The sequence below is a fragment of the Oerskovia enterophila genome, from assembly GCF_001692445.1.
Taxonomy (GTDB): domain Bacteria; phylum Actinomycetota; class Actinomycetes; order Actinomycetales; family Cellulomonadaceae; genus Oerskovia; species Oerskovia enterophila.
The window spans coordinates 17,383-34,999 of sequence record NZ_MAQA01000032.1 but is presented as its reverse complement, the minus strand read 5'-3'; the positions used below and the strand labels follow the sequence as shown (position 1 = coordinate 34,999).

Annotated in this window: 13 protein-coding genes and 1 riboswitch; of the genes, 3 read left to right on the top strand and 10 right to left on the bottom strand. The window is 72.3% G+C overall.

The features are described 5' to 3' along the window. Positions 1-130: 130 nt before the first annotated feature. Positions 131-769: a C40 family peptidase gene (locus OERS_RS13305; protein WP_231907562.1), complete on the bottom strand. Its 639-nt coding sequence runs from the start codon at positions 767-769 to the stop codon at positions 131-133. Between the two features lie 149 nt (positions 770-918). Then, a riboswitch (cyclic di-AMP (ydaO/yuaA leader) is annotated at positions 919-1,108 on the bottom strand. Between the two features lie 221 nt (positions 1,109-1,329). Next, entirely contained in the window at positions 1,330-2,046 is a 717-nt protein-coding gene (locus OERS_RS13300; protein WP_068626131.1) for a metal-dependent transcriptional regulator, read from the bottom strand. A gap of 132 nt (positions 2,047-2,178) precedes the next feature. On the opposite strand from OERS_RS13300, the gene serC reads away from it, so the two are divergent. Beyond that, positions 2,179-3,312 (top strand): phosphoserine transaminase, encoded by a 1,134-nt coding sequence (gene serC / locus OERS_RS13295; RefSeq protein ID WP_231907563.1) that lies wholly within the window; start codon positions 2,179-2,181, stop codon positions 3,310-3,312. Between the two features lie 111 nt (positions 3,313-3,423). Here the strand turns inward: serC and OERS_RS13290 are convergent, their stop codons facing one another. The 5 genes from OERS_RS13290 to OERS_RS13270 all read right to left on the bottom strand — a co-directional run bounded on the left by OERS_RS13290 (position 3,424) and on the right by OERS_RS13270 (position 9,685). Next, positions 3,424-4,767 carry an MFS transporter gene (locus tag OERS_RS13290; protein ID WP_068626130.1) on the bottom strand — a complete coding sequence of 448 codons (1,344 nt, stop codon included), beginning with the start codon at positions 4,765-4,767 and terminating at the stop codon, positions 3,424-3,426. Further along, positions 4,764-5,231: a MarR family winged helix-turn-helix transcriptional regulator gene (locus OERS_RS13285; RefSeq protein ID WP_068626129.1), complete on the bottom strand. Its 468-nt coding sequence runs from the start codon at positions 5,229-5,231 to the stop codon at positions 4,764-4,766. The genes OERS_RS13290 and OERS_RS13285 overlap by 4 nt, the downstream gene beginning before the upstream one ends. A 98-nt stretch (positions 5,232-5,329) precedes the next feature. Next, a complete protein-coding gene (gene manA, locus OERS_RS13280; protein WP_068626128.1) occupies positions 5,330-6,613 on the bottom strand; it encodes a mannose-6-phosphate isomerase, class I in 1,284 nt (427 codons plus the stop codon). A gap of 16 nt (positions 6,614-6,629) precedes the next feature. Further along, positions 6,630-8,099 carry an NCS2 family permease gene (locus tag OERS_RS13275; protein ID WP_068626127.1) on the bottom strand — a complete coding sequence of 490 codons (1,470 nt, stop codon included), beginning with the start codon at positions 8,097-8,099 and terminating at the stop codon, positions 6,630-6,632. Positions 8,100-8,167: 68 nt separating this feature from the next. After that, entirely contained in the window at positions 8,168-9,685 is a 1,518-nt protein-coding gene (locus tag OERS_RS13270) for a sugar transferase (RefSeq protein WP_068626126.1), read from the bottom strand. A 591-nt stretch (positions 9,686-10,276) separates the two neighbouring features. Between OERS_RS13270 and OERS_RS13265 the strand changes: the two genes are divergently transcribed. Both OERS_RS13265 and OERS_RS13260 read left to right on the top strand, forming a co-directional pair. Beyond that, positions 10,277-10,525 (top strand): DUF2530 domain-containing protein, encoded by a 249-nt coding sequence (locus OERS_RS13265; protein ID WP_068626125.1) that lies wholly within the window; start codon positions 10,277-10,279, stop codon positions 10,523-10,525. A 149-nt stretch (positions 10,526-10,674) separates the two neighbouring features. Then, positions 10,675-11,784 (top strand): fatty acid desaturase family protein, encoded by a 1,110-nt coding sequence (locus OERS_RS13260; protein WP_231907564.1) that lies wholly within the window; start codon positions 10,675-10,677, stop codon positions 11,782-11,784. A 25-nt stretch (positions 11,785-11,809) separates the two neighbouring features. On the opposite strand, the gene OERS_RS13255 is transcribed toward OERS_RS13260, so the two are convergent. Genes OERS_RS13255 through OERS_RS13245 form a run of 3 tightly spaced genes read right to left on the bottom strand, consistent with a single transcriptional unit; the run spans position 11,810 to position 17,617 of the window. Continuing rightward, positions 11,810-13,084, bottom strand: a complete 1,275-nt coding sequence (locus OERS_RS13255) for an MFS transporter (protein ID WP_082608416.1) — start codon at positions 13,082-13,084, stop codon at positions 11,810-11,812. A 19-nt stretch (positions 13,085-13,103) separates the two neighbouring features. After that, a complete protein-coding gene (locus OERS_RS13250; protein ID WP_068626124.1) occupies positions 13,104-16,574 on the bottom strand; it encodes a hypothetical protein in 3,471 nt (1,156 codons plus the stop codon). Beyond that, a complete protein-coding gene (locus OERS_RS13245; RefSeq protein WP_068626123.1) occupies positions 16,571-17,617 on the bottom strand; it encodes a DUF3027 domain-containing protein in 1,047 nt (348 codons plus the stop codon). The genes OERS_RS13250 and OERS_RS13245 overlap by 4 nt, the downstream gene beginning before the upstream one ends.

The following is a 17,617-nucleotide window of genomic DNA, read 5'->3' as shown; positions in this document are numbered from 1 at the left end:
CCCGGCACCGACCCGGCACTGGCCCCCCGCGAACGACAGCACCCCGTCACCCTGCACGAGGCAGGGTGACGGGGTGCTGGTCGAGCTGCGGAAGATCGCTCCCGCGAGGCTCAGAGTCCCGCGAGGGAGCTCAGGCGACGCGGATGAACGTGGGGTTCGACTGCCAGATCTGACGGAACTGGATCGTCTTGCCGGGACGCGGGGCGTCGATCTGCATGTTGTCGCCGGCGTAGATCGAGATGTGGCCGGGGGTCCAGATCAGGTCGCCGGGCTGAGCGTCGGCACGCGACACCTTGGTGCCGACGTTGCCCTGCGCGCTCGACTGGCGCGGGAGGGTGATGCCGACCTGCGCGAAGACGTAGCTCGTGAAGCCGGAGCAGTCGAAGCCATCCGGGGTGGTGCCGCCGTAGACGTACGGGACGCCCACGTAGCGGCTGGCGATCGAGACGATCGCGCTGCCGTTGGCCGAGGCCGGGACGGAGACCGAAGCAGCCTTCTCGGTCGTCGACGTGGTGGCAGTGGTGTTGGCGGTGCGTGCGGCCGAGCGCGAGGAGGCCTGCGTGGCGCGCTCGACGACGGGCTCCGGCTCGGGCTCAGGAGCGGGGGTCACGGCGACGGCCGCGCTCTCGATCGTGAAGCCGGCCTCAGCGGCGACCGTGACGGACGGAGCGGACTCGAGCGCGGCGCGGGCCTGCGTCGTGAGTGCGTTCAGGTCGACGGTGTTGAGCTTGGCCGTGTCGTGGTCGACGGGCGCAGCGTTGGCGGGCATCGCGCCGAGCATCGAGACGATCAGTCCCGACGAGGCAGCGACGACAGCGGTGCGGCGGCCGACGGAGGAAGCCGTCGCCGCCGAAGCAAGGGTGGAAAGCGGGCGTCGCGCTGCACGGTGGCGTGCGCCGGTCGTGACTGCGTTCACTGGATACCTCTCCTGGACGCCTGCGAGGTCAGCTGTCGGGTTCGGGTGGGAGAATCACCCGGCCGTCAGGACCGAGGTCCGTCTGGCTTCACCCCAAGGGCACCGTTTCCGGTACCCGAATTTGGGTCCCCCGTCCCTGTCATCGGGTCGTGGTGCTCCTCGCGCGGTGACAGGGTTCGGCGTTCCGCGCAAGGGCCTCGACGGACGATTCATCCGTGAAGCAGAACCGAACGTACACGACCTCCGGGTGAATGTCACGTTCCCGTCACGACGCCCTGGAAAGGCCTGGTATAGCAGGACGAACCGGCACGAGATCGTTGCCCCGGGCACCCCGAGAAGGCACCGAGAACACCACCGCCCCGCACCCCACGGAGGGGGTGCGGGGCGGCGGCGGAACCCGTGGTGCGCTGCGCTCAGGGCGCCGTGACGAAGATGTGGCGAGCGACGTCGTCGGGCAGGTCGAGGACGGTCTCCGCGCCCTCCGCCGACACCGTGAACGACCCCGTCTCCGGCGTGACCGTGACCTCCTGGCGGGGCAGGATGCCCGCGGCCGCGATGCGGGCCAGCAGGTCCGTGTCCGTCTGGAGCGGCTCGGCGATGCGCTGCACGACCACGCGCAGCCCGCCCGGCTCGCGCCCCGCGCGGTCCGCGGCGGCCACGTACGCCGGGAGGGACACCACGCCGTCGAGGTACTCGATCTCCTGGATGTCCTCCCCCAGCTCCGAGAGCCCGGGGATGGGGTTGCCGTAGGGGTCGTAGTGCGGGTGGTCGAGCAGGCCGATGAGGCGCTTCTCGACGAGCTCGCTCATGACGTGCTCCCACCGGCAGGCCTCGACGTGCACGAACTCCCAGTCGAGCTTGATGACGTCCGTCAGCAGGCGTTCCGCGAGGCGGTGCTTGCGCATGACGCGCTGGGCCTTGGCGTGGCCGTCCGGGGTGAGCTCGAGGTGACGGTCCCCCGTCACGACGACGAGACCGTCCCGCTCCATGCGGGCCACCGTCTGGGAGACGGTGGGTCCCGAGTGTCCGAGGCGCTCCGCGATGCGCGCACGCAGGGGGACGATGCCCTCCTCGTCGAGCTCGTAGATGGTCTTCAGATACATCTCGGTGGTGTCGATCAGGTCGGTCACGTCGCGCTCCTGTCGCTTGGGGGCTTGGGGGCACCTGCCGCACCGGCGGGCCGCTGACCCTAGTTTAGGTCCGAGCCACCGACATTGTGGACGCCCGACGGTGTTCGCGCCAGGCCGGACTATCGTTGCCCTGTGCCTGAGCCCACCCAGATCACCGTCCCCCCGCACCTGCTGCCCAGCGACGGCCGCTTCGGCTGCGGGCCCTCCAAGGTCCGTGACGCCCAGGTGCGCGCGCTCGTCGAGGCCGGCACGTCCGTGCTCGGCACCTCGCACCGCCAGGCACCGGTCAAGTCCCTGGTCCGCCGGATCCGCTCCGGGCTCACGGACCTGTTCGACGCCCCCGAGGGCTACGAGGTCGTCCTGGGCAACGGCGGGTCGTCGGCGTTCTGGGACGTCGCGACGCTGTGCCTGGTGCGCGAGCGCGCCCAGCACGCCGCGTTCGGCGAGTTCGGCGCCAAGTTCGCGACCGCGACCACGCGCGCACCGTTCCTCGAGCCCTCGCAGGTCGTCACCGCTCCCCCGGGGTCGGTCGCGCTCCCCGAGCTCGCGGACGGCGTCGACGTCTACGCCTGGCCCCACAACGAGACCTCCACGGGCGCCATGGCCCCCGTGCGTCGCGTCCCCGGATCGCGCGAGCAGGGCGCGCTGACGCTCGTCGACGCGACGTCGGGCGCAGGCGCCCTCCCGGTCGACCTCGCCGAGACCGACGTCTACTACTTCGCGCCCCAGAAGGTCTTCGGGTCCGACGGCGGGCTGTGGGTCGCGATCCTGTCGCCCGACGCCGTCGCGCGCCTCGAGGAGATCGAGTCCGGTGACCGCTGGGTGCCCGAGTTCCTCTCGCTCCAGGCGGCGCTGACGAACTCGCGCCTGGACCAGACCCTCAACACGCCGTCGGTCTCGACGCTCGTGACGTTCGCCGAGCAGGTCGACTGGCTCAACGAGCAGGGTGGTCTCGCATGGTCGAGCGCCCGCTCGGCGACCTCGGCGCGCACGCTCTACGCGTGGGCCGAGTCGCGCGAGTGGGCCACGCCGTTCGTGACACGCCCCGAGGACCGGTCCACCGTCGTCGGGACCGTCGACCTGGACGAGTCGATCGACGCGACCCAGGTCATCGCGGCGCTGCGCGCCAACGGGATCCTCGACGTGTTCCCCTACCGCAAGCTGGGTCGCAACCAGCTGCGCATCGGGATGTTCCCCGCGATCGAGCCCACGGACGTCGAGCTGCTCACCCAGAGCATCGACTTCGTGGTCGACGCGCTGGCCTGAGACCTGAGACACGAAGCGGCCCGCCCCGGGAACCCGGGGCGGGCCGCTTCTCGTTGCGCACGGCTCGAGACGATCGCTCGACGCGCCTGCCCGGCCACCGGCCGAGCGAGGTCATGCCGCCTCGGCCACGTCCTGCGCGTCGTCGACGCCGAGCCGTTCGCGCGTGTCGCTGCGGCTCGCGCGCCGCGCCGCGCCGCCCGCGGGGTAGGTCACCAGGAGGTGCGGGCGCTGCGTCACGCGGTAGCTGACCGTGAACTTCCAGTTCCGCATGGCCCAGATCGCCGCGCCCACCGAGACCAGGAGCGCCGTGATGGAGCCGATCCCGATCGCCCAGCGGGGACCGTAGGCCTCGGCGATCCAGCCCACGATCGGTGCACCGACGGGCGTCGCCCCGAGGAACACGATCATGTACAGGGACATGACGCGCCCGCGCATCACGGGGTCCGTCGTCATCTGGATGGTCGTGTTGGCCGCGGTCATCATGGTCAGCGACGCGAAGCCGACAGGGATGCACGCGAGCGCGAACGTCGTGTAGCTCGGCATGAGCGCCATGACCCCGGTCGCGACCGCGAAGCCGAACGCCGACCCGATCACGAGCCGCACGCGGGGCCGCTCGCGCCGCGCAGCCATGAGGGCGCCGGTCAGCGAGCCGATCGCGAGGATCGACCCGAGCATCCCGTACTCGCCCGCGCCCATGCCGAACTCGACGCGCGCCATCATGGCCGACGTGAGCTGGAAGTTGAGGCCGAACGTCGACACGACGCTCAGCACCACCATGATGACGATGATGTCGGAGCGGCCGCGCACGTAGCGGATGCCCTCGCGGATCTGCCCCTTCTCGCGCGAGGCGCTCGGAAGCCTGTGCATCTCGCGCGTGCGCATGCGGGACAGCGCGAAGATGGTCGCGCCGAAGCTGATGCCGTTGATGATGAACACCCAGCCCGTGCCCACCGCGGCGATCAGCAGGCCGGCGACGCCGGGGCCGATCAGCCGGGCCGCGTTGAACGACGCGCTGTTGAGGCCCACCGCGTTCGAGAGCTTGTCGCTCGGCACCATCTCGGCGACGAACGTCTGACGCACGGGGCCGTCGAGCGCGGACACGCACCCGAGCGCGAGCGCGAACCCGTAGACGTGCCACAGCTCGACGTGCCCCGAGAGCACCAGGGCGCCGAGCCCGAGCGCGAGCAGGCCGGAGGCGCCCTGCGTGGCCATCAGCATCTTGCGGCGCGGCAGGCGGTCCGCCAGGACGCCCGCCCATGCGGACAGCGCGAGGACGGGCGCGAACTGCAGGGCCGTGATGACGCCGACGGCGACGCCGGAGTTCGCCGTGAGCACCGTCAGGACGAGCCAGTCCTGGGCGATGCGCTGCATCCAGGTCCCGACGTTCGCGACGAGCGCGGAGCCGAACCACAGGCGGTAGTTGTAGTACTTGAGGGAGGAGAACGTCGCGCTCATCGTGCGGCGATCCGGGTCAACAGGTCACTGGCGCGGGCCAAGGTCTCTCTTTCTTCGTGGGTCAGGCTGGTCAGCTGCTGGGTGAGCCACGCGTCGCGGCGGCGCCGGGTCTCCTTGACCTCGAGCACGCCGGCGTCGGTCAGCGCGACGAGGACCTGGCGCCCGTCCGTGGGGTGCTCGACCTTGTGGACCAGGCCGAGCTCGACGAGCGCGTTCACCGTGCGCGTCATGGAGGGCGGCCGGATGCGCTCGTGCGTCGCGAGCGCGCCGGGGGTCATGCCGCCGTGCTTGTGGAGCACGGTCAGGACCCCGAACTGCCCCTCGGGAAGGTCGGCGCCTCCGCGCTGCGAGCGCAGCGCGCGCGAGACGCGGGTCAGGGCGACGCGCAGGTCGCCACCGAGGGTCGCGGGCCGACACTGCGCCTTCGTGGGGGACGAGGACGTGATCGGTTCCGCAGCAGGCATCTCTTTACCCTAACTCATTACCTTAAGTAATGAAATGGATCGTGAGCGAGATCACGACCCTTCGCTGCGTCGGTGGAGGGCGGCGGCGGACGACGCCCTCAGGGCACGTAGGCGACGACCGCTCGGCCCGATCCGCTCAGCGTCAACGTTCCTGCAGCGTGCGGGACGAACACCGACTCCCCGGTGCGCACCACCGCCTGCAGGGATCCACCCGCCGTGCCGCTACCGACGGCAGGACACCCCACCTCGATCTGCCCGGCGAGGACCAGCACGATCCGAGGCCCCTCGGCCTGCAGCACCACGGCCCCGTCGTCGAGCGACAGCTCCCCCATGACGAGCGCGAACTCCGGGATCGCCGCCCGGTACTCCTGCAGCCCGTGGCCCGCCGCGAGCGCGCCCCGGCGCCCAGGCACGGGCCCCGTCCCGAGCCGTCGGACCCGCGGGCGGGCCGCAGGCCCCGGGGCGTACGCGACGCACGCCAGCAGGGCGTCGACGTCCACCCGCTTGGTGGTCAGCCCGGCACGCAGCACGTTGTCCGAGCTCGACATGACCTCGACCGCGCACCCCGAGAGGTAGGCGTGCACGTGCCCGGCCGGGACGAACATCGACTCCCCCGGCTCGAGCGTGACGCGGTTGAGCATCATCGACACGACCGCTCCGGGATCCCCCGGGTGCTGGTCCGCGAGAGACACCACGGTGGCGTCCGCGCGAGGCGACGTCGTGCCCGCACCCAGACGGGCTGCGACGTCGGCGACGGTCACGGCCAGGTCCGCTGCGACGTCGGGCAGGGTCCTCGCGTGCAGCGCGAGCGTGAACGCTTCCTGCAACCCGGCCGCAGAAGGACGCGCCTCGAGCGCGGCCCGCATCCGAGAGACCAGGTCCCCCCGCAGCCCGTCGAGCAGCTCCAGGACCCGCGCCGGACGACGGAACCCGGAGAGTCCCTCGAACCTGCTGATCGCGACGACCATCTCCGGCTTGTGCTGGTCGTCGTGGAAGCTGCGCTCTGCCGACCCGCGCGGGATGCCCGCACGGTTCTCGCGGTTGAACCCCGCCCGCGCGCGGTGCGGCTGCGGGTGGACCTGCAACGACAGCGCACGGTCCGCCGCGAGCACCTTGAGCAGGTACGGCAGACGGGGACCGTACTCGTCCAGCACGCGCTGCCCGAGCATCGCGACCGGGTCCGCATGGATCAGGTCCGCCAGAGACGCCGACGGCCCGCCGTCGGCCGAAGCCGACGACGGGCCCTTCGGGTGCGCGCCCATCCACATCTCGGCGAGGGGACCTCCGTCCTGCTCCAGCCCCAGCAGGGAGTGCAGGGCACTCCTCGAACCCCAGTCGTAGGACTGGAGCGTGGGCGTCAGGTGCAGGATCGGCGAGGTCATCGCCAGCGAGCGTACGTCAGAGGCCCAGCGCGTCGCTGATCGGGTCGAGGGTGAAGTAGATGACGAACGCGGCCGCGGCCACCCACATGAGCGGGTGGATCGCCTTGACCTTGCCCAGCGCCAGCTTGATGACCACGAACGCCAGGAAGCCCGCACCGATGCCGGCCGTGATCGAGTACGTGAACGGCATGAGCGCGATCGTGAGGAACGCGGGGATCGCGACCTCGACGTTGTTCCACTTGATGCCCGTGATCTGGGTCATCATGAGGAAGCCGACGAGGACGAGCGCCGGTGCGGCCGCCTCGCTCGGGACCAGCGCGACGAGCGGCGACAGGAAGGTCGCCAGGAGGAAGGCGATGCCGGTCACGACGGCCGAGAGGCCCGTGCGGGCGCCCTCGCCGACGCCCGTCGTGGACTCGACGTAGCTCGTGTTCGACGAGACGCTCGCCGCACCGCCGGCAGCAGCGGCGATCGAGTCGACGACCAGGATCGCGCGCGACCTGGGCGGGTTGCCCGTCTCGTCGAGCAGCTTGCCCTCCGAGCCCACGGCGACCATGGTGCCCATGGTGTCGAAGAAGTCCGCGAGGAGCAGCGAGAAGACGAGCAGGACGACCGTGACGACGCCGACCTTCTCGATCGAGCCCAGCAGCGAGAACTGACCCAGCAGACCGAAGTCGGGGACCGAGACGGGGCTGCCGTCGAGCGCCGGGGCGTTCAGGCTCCAGCCGTTCGCCGCACCGGCGCCCTTGGTGCCGACGCCCGCGATCGCCTGGATGACCACCGCGAGCACCGTCGCGGCGAGGATCGAGATGAGGATCGCGCCCCGGACCTTGCGGACCCACAGGACGATCATGAGGACCAGGCCCACCACGAAGACGAGGATGGGCCAGCCCGCGAGCGACCCGGTCGCGCCGAGCTGGAGCGGCGTCCCGCCGCCCGAGGCGACGAAGCCCGCGTTGACCAGACCGACGAGCGCGATGAACAGGCCGATACCGACGCTGATCGCCGTCTTGAGCTCGACCGGGACGGCGCGGAACACGGCCTCGCGGAAGCCCGTGAGGACGAGCACGAGGATGATGAGGCCCTCGATGACCACGATGCCCATCGCGTCGGCCCACGTGACGTCGGGGATCGTGGCGATCGTGAACGCGACGACCGCGTTGAGGCCGAGGCCCGCGGCCAGAGCCATGGGGTAGTTCGCGAAGACGCCCATCGCGATCGTCATGATCCCGGCGACGAGCGCCGTGGTGGCCGCGATCATGGCCATGTTCGGACCGTCGGTGCCGCCGCCGAGGAAGCGGCCCGTGCCGTCCGCGCCCGAGAGGATGATCGGGTTCAGGATGATGATGTAGGACATCGCGAAGAACGTGACGAGACCGCCACGGATCTCGGCGCCGATGGTCGAGCCGCGCTCGGTGATCTTGAAGAAGCGGTCGATGCCGCTGGAACGCGGGGGCGCTTCGCGCTCGTCAGTCGTGGTGGTCATGGGGAGAATGGTGCCAGATGCCGTGTTGCGCTCCCGAATCGGGTGCGTGACGTGCTAGTGAACCGCGGTCAGTACGCCCCGTGACCCGACACCACGGCACGCGCCGTCCGGGCCAGGATCAGGAAGTCCCCGAACATGGTCCAGTTCTCCACGTAGTACACGTCGAGGCGCACGCTCTCCTCCCAGGAGAGGTCCGAGCGACCACCGACCTGCCACAGGCCCGTGAGGCCCGGCTTGACCAGGAGGCGGCGACGGACCTTCTTCTCGTACTGGCTGACCTCGCGCGGCAGGGGCGGGCGCGGGCCCACGAGGCTCATGTCTCCTCGCAGCACGTTGAAGATCTGGGGCAGCTCGTCGAGCGAGTACCGGCGGATGAACCGGCCCACGGGAGTCACGCGCGGGTCGTCGCGGATCTTGAACAGCAGCCCCGACCCCTCGTTCGCCTGGGCGAGCGCCGTGAGGTCCAGCTCCGCGTCGACGCGCATCGAACGGAACTTGAGCATGGAGAACGTCTCGCCGTTGCGACCCACACGCTGCTGCGAGTAGAAGACGGGGCCCTTGCTCGTGAGCCACACCGCGAGGCCGACCGTGATCAGCACCGGCAGGAGCAGGATCGTGAGGATCGCCGCGCCGAACCAGTCGGAGATCGACTTGAACACGAACTTGGGGCCCGTGAACCGCGGGGCGTCGACGTGCAGGAGCGACACCGACTCGGCAGGGGTGATGGTGATGCGCGGACCGGCCACGTCGACCAGCTCGGTCGTGAGCATGAGGTCGACGCCCACGGGCTCGAGCTCCCAGCTCAGGTGCCGCACGACCTCTGCGGTCACGGCGTCCGACCCGCTCACCGCGACGCACCCCGCCTCGACGCGCGCGGCGACCTGCCCCGCGGACCGCAGGTCACCGAGGATCGGGACCCCCAGGATCGAGTCGCCGTCCCGCACCTGGCCGCTGGGGATGCACACGGCCACGACGCGGTAGCCCGAGCTGTCTCGCTCGTTGAGGTCACGGATCAGCCGCTCGGCCTGGTCGCGGTGACCGATCGCCAGGACCGCGGTCCGGTGCGAGCCGGCAGCACGCTTGCGGTGGAGCCACTGGCGCCAGAGGTAGCGCCCCAGGAGGAGACCGCCCAGCCCCAGGGGGAACGCGACCACGAGGTAGCCGCGGCCCTCCGGGAAGCGGAAGAGGAACGCGAGGATCGCCAGGACGGCGAACAGCCGCCACGAGGAGTCGAAGACCCGCTGGTACTCGGTGGGCCCGCTGCCCACGATCCGCACGTCGCGCGTCTTGGAGAACGCGAGCGAACCGGCCCAGGCGACGCCGATCAGCACGCTCAGGACCAGGTACGGGACACCGACGTCCTCACGGACCGGCTGGCTGATGAACTTGTCCCAGCGCAGGAAGTAGGCGGCGACGACACCGACCATGATGGCGAGCGTGTCGGTCGCCACCAGGCGGATCCGGTAGGACCTGTCCCAGGAGACCTCGGCGAACGACGCACGGGCCGCCCGGAGAGGAGCGGCAGGCGAAGCGGTGAAGATGTGGCGGAGTCCACGACGCGTGTCGTGGATGACGCTTCCGGCCATGGCCCGGCAACCTCTCGATAAAGTCCTGCAGCCGACTTCTTGACTGCGCGGAACGACTCATACTAGGAGCCGTCCCCAGGTAATAAGAATGCTGTGAACGCCTTTTCACCCGGGTGAGAAGGTTGCGGACGCCCCGACTCTCAGCCCTGTGATTCAGCGCCTCCGGGCAAGGATCGCCCGTGGCTTGCCGGAACAGGAAAGGGAGTCGGACGACCGTCCAAGTAAAGGTCCCGAGGAGACGATCTCCCGGGGGACGCTGCGGTGCGTCACCCCGAAGCTTGGACGTGCGTCCAGGTCTGAGCGTTCATCGAGCCTTCGGATACTAGCGGCTGTCGAGGCGATGGCGGAACCGTCGTCCACCGTTCGTCTCACACTGGAGAGATGGTCGACCGTCCAGGTTGTGACGCCGGTCACCGGGTGAAAAGGGCATCGCGCCGGAAGAGGGCAAACGGCCGACCCCGGGAGGCTTCGGCACGCACCGACACGTGCCCGCACGTCTCGGCGCGCAGGCAGCGCCCGGCCCGTCTCACCGCAGATTTCACCCGCTCCCCCGGCTCACGCCGCCCGCACTAGACTCGTCCCGTGCCCTCGATGATCTCCCTCCTGGTCCACCCGGAGCGGCGCCGCCCCAACCCGCCGGCGCTCCGTGTCGACCTGCGCCACGTGGCCCTCGCGGGGATGTCGCTCTGGGCGATCGCCCTCGCCGTCTCGCTGGTCCTGCTCGTGCTCGGGCACGCGACGTACCAGGCCCCCGCCACGTGCGGCGCGGGCCTCCTGCTCGGCCTCGTCGGCCTCGCGTGGGAGCGCAGGAACCGTGCGGAGTACCGCTCGCCCGAGTGAGCCGCGCCCGCCGGGGGCCTTCGTCGACCCGCTTCCCGCGCCGCCCTCCCGATAGGGGGGACAACCCCATAGTTCTTCGCCCACCCCGTTCGTAGAGTCGATCTCGCGGCGTCTTGTTCTGCGTCCGCCCCCCGATCGACGAGTGGACGATGATGACGCCTAGCAGCGCGGTACTGGAGCTCGACCCCCCTCAGGCGAAGGCGCCGTCGGCTCGCCAGCGACAGGTCAGCGACTTCTCGGAGCTGACCCGCATGGTCCAGGAGACCGGGCTCATGCGTCGTCGCTACGCCTACTACTGGGCGCGGTTCGCGGGCATCGTGGCACTGCTCGCCGCGTGCGGCGTGGGCATGGTGCTGCTGGGCGACTCGTGGTGGCAGCTCGCGATCGCGGGCGCGCTGGGCGTGCTGTTCACGCAGATGGCGTTCCTGGGGCACGACGCGGCGCACCGCCAGATCTTCCGCTCGGGTCAGTGGAACGACTGGGCGAGCCTGGTCATCGCGAACCTGTTCGGCGGGCTGAGCTACGGCTGGTGGCTGCACAAGCACTCCAAGCACCACCAGAAGCCCAACGTCCTGGGCACGGACCCGGACATGATCAACGGCGTCCTCGTGTGGGAGACCGAGACGCTCGAGAAGCCCAAGACCGGTGTCCGCGGGTGGCTCGCGTCGCACCAGGGCTACTGGTTCTTCCCGCTCCTGCTCCTCGAGGGCCTCAACCTGCACGTCAACGGACTCAAGACGATCTTCGGCAAGGAGCCGGTCAAGCGCCGCGCGGTCGAGATCACGTTCGTCACGATCCGCCTGGTCGGGTTCGCCGCGGCGGTCTTCCTGCTCATGCCCGTGGGCATCGGCTTCGCCTTCATCGGTGTCGAGCTTGCCGTGTTCGGCTTCCTCATGGGGGCCTCGTTCGCCCCCAACCACAAGGGCATGCCGGTCATCGCACCCGACGTCAAGATCGACTTCCTGCGCCGCCAGGTCCTCATGAGCCGCAACATCCGTGGCGGCCGCGCGGTCGACGTCTTCATGGGCGGCCTCAACTTCCAGGTCGAGCACCACCTCTTCCCCAGCATGCCGAGCCCCGCGCTCCGCAAGGTCCGCCCCATGGTCATCGAGTTCTGCCAGGCCAAGGGCATCAAGTACACCGAGACGACGCTGATCGACTCCTACCGGATCGTCATCGCGTACCTCAACCGGGTGGGCATCGCCTCGCGCGACCCGTTCCAGTGCCCCCTCACGGCGCAGTTCCGCTCGGCACGCTGAGCACGCCTCCGGACGCACCGTCGGGTCAGGATCGGGACGAGGTCTCGATCCCGGCCCGACGGCGTGTGGTCCGGTTCGCGTGCACGGACCACCGGGGCACCCACCTCGCGAGCGCGACCGCCCCGAGCAGCCCGACCGTCCCGGACGCGACGATCCCGCCCGCGAGGCTGCCGAGCGCGGCCCCCGCCGAGACCACGAGCGGACCCAGCGCGGCCCCGGAGTCCTGGAAGAGGCGCCAGATCCCGAGGAACTGGGCGCGCACGTCCGGTGGAGCGACGTCGGCCCCGAGCGTCATGAGGATCCCCGAACCGATCCCGTTGCCGAACCCCATGACCATCGCGACGACGGCCACCCCGGCGACCGTGCTCGTGAGCGGCAGGACGACGATCGCGCCGCCCAGCACGACCATGCAGGGGATCGCGACCCACAACCGGCCCATGCGGTCCATGACCTTGCCGGCCGGGTAGAAGAGCAGCATGTCGACCGCACCGGACAGCCCGAAGATCACGCTCGTCGTCGCGGGGCTGAACCCCAGGTGCTCCGACCAGAGGGGCAGCACGACCTGGCGGGCCGCGCGCGTCGCACCGACCATGACGACCGCGAGCCCGAGCGTCGCGAAGACCCGCCGGTTCTCGACCAGGACGGTCCGGAAGCTCACGGGAGCCGCGGTCCGGCGGTGCTCGGTGGACCGGGCCGCGACGTCGGGCACCACGAGGGTCACGAGCCCCGCGAGCAGGCTCGTCCCCACCGCCAGCCAGTACGCGGCCTGCAGGTCCCACACCGCGAGCACGGCCGCCGCGGCGAACGGGCCGACGAACGCCCCGATCCGGTGCGTGCCCGCGAGCGTCGACAGCGCGCGGGCGCGCTTGAGCACCGGAGTGACCTCGGTCAGGTAGGCCTGGCGCGCGAGCATGAAGACCGCGTTGGTCATGCCGACGCAGAACACCCCGGCACCCAGGACCCACAGGTTGGGCGCGAGCGCGCACGCGACGAGACCCACGACCGACGCCGCAGCGGCCGTCATCATGGCCCGCCGGTCGCCGAACCTCGCGGCGAACGCCCCCGCGGGCACGTCCCCGGCGATCTGCCCGATCCCCAGGAGCGCCACGACGAACCCCGCGAGCGCGATCCCCGCACCCATCGAGAGAGCGGTCAGCGCGATCACGGGCACGATCGCGCTGACCCCGGCCTCGAACACGAACGTGGGGACGTACACGCCGCCCACGAGCCGCCGGTCGAAGATGCCCGAGGGCCCGTCGTCCGACGGCGTCGCGCGGCTGGGGCGGGTCGTGCGGCTCATGCGGTGCGCGTCGTGCCGGTCATCGGTCCCACGCCGACTCGGCGAGCAGCTCGTCGGCCGCGTCCGGATCCAGGAGCGCGACCTCGAGCAGGTGCCGCGCGTCCGGGCGACCGGCCGCGGCGGCGAGCCCCCGCGCGAGGCCCGACGTCGTCGCGGCGTGCACCTGCGCCCCGTCGCGTCCCGCGCACACCCACCAGTCGACCTCGACGCCGTCCACGCTCAGGGCGTCGTGCTCGAACCAGCGCACCGGGACGCCCGGGACGAGCCCCACGACACGGGGGTCGACCGCCTGGGGCGAGCCCTCGCCGTCGGGCAGGGGGACGTCCACGCTCCCCGGGGGCGCGAGCAGCAGGAGGTCGAGCAGGTCCGCGAGAGTCTCGCCCACGCGCGCTGCGTCCCCCGCGCTACCGGGCGCGACGGGCAGCACGGTCCGCACCTGCGCCCACATGGCGCTCGTCGCGACGGCCAGGTCGTCGGCCGCGACGCACGTCGCGCGCCCCGCGCGCAGGCCGGGCAGGCGCTCGGGCAGCTCGTCGAGCACCTCCGCGGCCGGGGCGCGACCCGCGAGCGCGCCCAGCCCGCGCCACACCGCGAGCGAGGCGGACAGCGGGAGGGGCGTGCCGACGTCGGGTAGCGCGGCGAGGTACCCCGACCAGTCCGCCGGGTCCAGGTCCTCGAGCCGGACGACCCCGCCCAGCGCGCGCACCACCTCGGTGTCCAGACCGCGCACGGCCGGGGGTGGGTCGGCGAGGAAGGGGACGGTGCCGGGCTGGGCAGCGAAGGGCGCGCCGAGGTGCCGGCGCAGCCACCACGCGGTGTACGACGGCGCGTCCCCCACCCGCGCGCTCCCCTGGCCCCGGACGGGGGCGAGGAGCGCGGCGCGGGCGTCGGGGTCGTGCGCGAGGCGCGCGAGGAAGGCGGGCCAGGCGTCGTCGGACACGGCGTCGAGGTCCGCGACCCCGTCGAGGTCGCCCACGTACGCCCCACCACCGTGCAGGCCCGCGAGGGCGTCCAGGTAGTCGGTCCAGCCCGCGAGCCAGGACTGCGGGTCGGCCGGGTCGGCCGCGTCGTCAGCCAGGTCGGCCCCCCGGGCCCACGGGGTCAGGACGTCCGCGACCCGGTAGACCGACACGTCCGCCTGGACACCGACCGCGCGCAGCACGTCCTCGCTCCACGCGCCCGACGGCTCGGCCTGCGCGACGAGCGGCACCAGGCCGTCGAGGTGCTCGGCCGCCCACGACCCGGGCAGCACGCACTCGCGCGCCGGGGAAAGGTCGCCGTCAGCGGTGGGCAGAGGGAGCTCGCCGAGCCAGAAGGGCAGCTCGGCGGGCAGCGCGCCCTCGTCGAGCGCGGCCCGCACCAGGGCGAGCACCTGCCCGACGGCGGAGGGCACCTGGGCGGGCACGTCCCCCTCGGTGCCGGGAACCGGGGCGTCGGGCTCGCTACCTGGCAGGGGAACGGTCGTCCACGGCTCGGGCTCGACGTCTCCGAGGTCCTCGAGGTCGCCCAGGAGCGGATCGCCGTCCGCGGCCTCGTCCGCGAGGTGCAGGACGTGGTCCTTGACCGCGGGCTCCTCGAGGAGCGTGCGCGCCGAGGACACCGTGGCGCCGAGGCGTTCGAGGAGCGGGTGCGCCGCCTCCGGGTGGACGAGCCGCAGACCGAGCGAGCGCGCGAGCGCGAGGAACGGCGGCGAACCGGCCGCGCTCGCTGTGCCGGCCGTGCCCGGATCCCGCTCGTCCGAGGTGAGCAGGAGCGCGCCACGGGCCCCCCGCACCGTGCGGCCGTCCGCGAGCGGGACGGTGACGGCACCGAGAGCGTCGAGCACACCCGGCTGGCCGCGGTGCGGCGCGAGGACCGTGTAGATCTCCCGCCAGCTGCTCGGGCCCATGCCCGCGGGAAGCTCGTCGAGCACGTCGGCCAGGTCACGCGCCTGCACGCCCAGCGAGCGCGCGACCGCGAGGAAGGGCGACGGGACGTCCACGAGCCCGGGCACCCAGCGTCCGAGGACCCGGAGCACGGCGGGGTCGCGGCCCACCTCGCCCGCAAGGACCTGAGCATCTCGTGGAGCGACGAGGTGCCGTGAAGCGTCCGGCTCGTCCTGACCGTCCCGGTGCGCCGTCGCCGCCATGATCTCACCGACCGGGGCGAGCAGCGGCGCGCCCCTCAGGGCGTCCAGGGCGACGTCTCGGATCCGCGCGTCGACCTCGCTCGCGGGCAGACCGGTGGGGACGAGCCCGAGGACGTGGCCGCGGACATCGGCGCGGTCTGGGGCGTGGTCGATCCCGAGGACCGAGCTGCGGCGGGCGTCCGGCGCAGTCGCAGAAGAGCCCGGGTCGTTCGCCCCCTGCGCCGCGAGACGCGCGAGGAGGCGCGCGTATGCCTCGCCCGACCTCGCCGCGAGAGCATCGGCCACGGGACCGGGCAGGACGTGGCGCCTGCTCGGGTCGAGCGGGAAGGACGCGATCAGGAGCGCGGGGAAGGTCAGCCGCTCGTCGGTCGGCGTGGGAGCGTGCAGCAGACCCGGGACCGCGGTCCGCTCGTGCGGCAGGGCCCACAGGAGCGACCACCCCACGTGCCGCTGCTCGACCGGGAGCGACGCGAGCAGGTCGGCAGGGGTCTCCCCCGCGTCCCGCAGCACGGTCCACCGGGCGTCGGCGTCCTGGAGGCGGCGCACCTCGCCGGCGCCCGCGACGTCCACGACGACCTCGTCGAGCGCGGGCAGGGCCAGGAGCAGGGCGTCGTCGAGCTCGTCGAGCTGGCGGCGCACGGCCTGGACGGCCTCGTCGTCCCGCAGGCGCAGCGACACGACGGTGTCCGCGGGCACGGCGGGCGACGAGACTGTGGGCAACGGGTCAGCGGGGAACGGCAGCCGCAGCACCGGGAGCGCGGCTCCCCGCTCACGGACCGCGGCCGCGAGCCGGTCCGCGTCGGCCCGGTCCGCCCCGGAAGCTCTCGTCAGCCCGTCCAGGGCCTCGCGCGTGCGCTCGAGCGAGAACTCGACGCCGCCCAGCGTCGACCGGACCACGATCTCGTCGGCCACCGACCGCACGGCTGCGAAGCCCACGCCGAACCGGCCCACGCGCCCGGGTCCCGATGCCGCGGAGGTGCGCTCCGCCGTCGGGCCGGGGCCGGACCCCGGAGCGGGGGCGTCCGGGCGAGCCCCGGACGGGGCGAGCTTCGCGGAGGCGCGCATGGACGCCAAGGACGCGACACCAGCCGCGTCCAGCGGGGCACCCGAGTTCTCGGCCGTGAGCCACCAGGATCCCGCCTCGTCCGGCGCGAGGCGCAGGACGAGGCGGCCCGGGACGCCCGCGTGCGCCGCGGCGTCGGCCGCGTTCTGCGCGAGCTCGACGACCACACGGTCGCGGTAGTAGCCGCGCGCGTGGTCCTCCTCGGTGTTCGCGTCCTCCCGGAAGCGAGTCGGCGACGCGAGCCACGCCTCCGAGACAGCCCGGCGCAGGGCCGCTGTCCCGAAGGCGTCGTCGGTCACCGTGAGGGCTCGTCCGGCGCTGCGTCCTCGGCAGGGGCGGACGGCACGTCGTCCGGACCGTCGCCCGAGGTGCCGGCCGACGAGGTGCCCGGCTCGGGCAGCGTGATGCGCGACAGCGCGAGCTGGATGCTCGCCTCGACCTCGGCCGAACGCTCCACGGGGGCCGCCTCGGCGGGAACCTCGACGTCGACGGGCGCGTCGACGTCCGTCGCCGGACCGGCCGTCCCGCTCGACGCCTGTGCAGCGTCGAGGAGCTGCACGATCTCGACGTCCATCTCGTCGATCAACGGGTCCGGCGCGGGCCAGTCGGTCGGGTGCGGCTCGACGTCCGTCTCCGAGTGCGCCCCGCACCCGTGGTCGAGGCTCACGACCTTGCCGTCGTCCGGGGACCACGGGTTGGCGCAGACCGCGAAGAGCTGCCCGAGCGCTCCCTGGAGCGGGACCAGGAAGCCGCACGAACCGCACTCGGCGCTGGACGCGACCGCGCCCGGCGCCGTGGGTCCCCGCGTGCCGCGGTACCAGCGCTCGGCGGCCTCGTCACGGCCCTGTGGCGAGAGCACGCGCACGCGGGCGAGCGCGAGCTCCTCGATCGCGACCTCGTCCTGCTCCTCGTCGCCCGTCGGCACGTAGCCCGGCTCGAGGCGCGGGTCGTCCGCCTGGAACGGCAGCACGTCGCCCGTGCCGATGTCGCCGGGGCGCAGGCGCTCCGACCACGGCAGCCACTCGGGGGCCAGGATGGCGCCGTCGCCCGGCAGTAGCTCGACCTCGCACACCGTCGCGACACGACCGCGCGGCACGCGGGCGAGAGTCACCGTCCAGCGCCACCCCCGGTACCCGAGCATGGTGCAGGCGAACAGGTGGGAGATCAGGCGGTCCTCGACGGCGAGGGTCCCCAGGTGCTCCCCGACGTCCCCGGGGTGCTCGGCGACCTGCTCCGCCGCGGCACGCGCCAGGTCCACCGCACCCGTGAGCACGGCGTCCTTGGCGGCGCGCGCGCTCACGCGACGAACGGTCGGTCCTTCAGCGGCGGCCACGGCAGCCAT

Excerpts from the sequence above, each read along its gene's own strand:
- OERS_RS13275 (WP_068626127.1), bottom strand. The coding sequence starts at position 8,099 with ATGACCACCACGACTGACGAGCGCGAAGCGCCCCCGCGTTCCAGCGGC.
- OERS_RS13255 (WP_082608416.1), bottom strand. The coding sequence starts at position 13,084 with ATGAGCCGCACGACCCGCCCCAGCCGCGCGACGCCGTCGGACGACGGG.
- OERS_RS13285 (WP_068626129.1), bottom strand. The coding sequence starts at position 5,231 with ATGCCTGCTGCGGAACCGATCACGTCCTCGTCCCCCACGAAGGCGCAG.
- manA (WP_068626128.1), bottom strand. The coding sequence starts at position 6,613 with ATGACCTCGCCGATCCTGCACCTGACGCCCACGCTCCAGTCCTACGAC.
- OERS_RS13245 (WP_068626123.1), bottom strand. The coding sequence starts at position 17,617 with ATGGCTGCCGTGGCCGCCGCTGAAGGACCGACCGTTCGTCGCGTGAGC.
- OERS_RS13260 (WP_231907564.1), top strand. The coding sequence starts at position 10,675 with ATGATGACGCCTAGCAGCGCGGTACTGGAGCTCGACCCCCCTCAGGCG.
- OERS_RS13265 (WP_068626125.1), top strand. The coding sequence starts at position 10,277 with ATGATCTCCCTCCTGGTCCACCCGGAGCGGCGCCGCCCCAACCCGCCG.
- OERS_RS13290 (WP_068626130.1), bottom strand. The coding sequence starts at position 4,767 with ATGAGCGCGACGTTCTCCTCCCTCAAGTACTACAACTACCGCCTGTGG.
- OERS_RS13270 (WP_068626126.1), bottom strand. The coding sequence starts at position 9,685 with ATGGCCGGAAGCGTCATCCACGACACGCGTCGTGGACTCCGCCACATC.
- OERS_RS13305 (WP_231907562.1), bottom strand. The coding sequence starts at position 769 with ATGCCCGCCAACGCTGCGCCCGTCGACCACGACACGGCCAAGCTCAAC.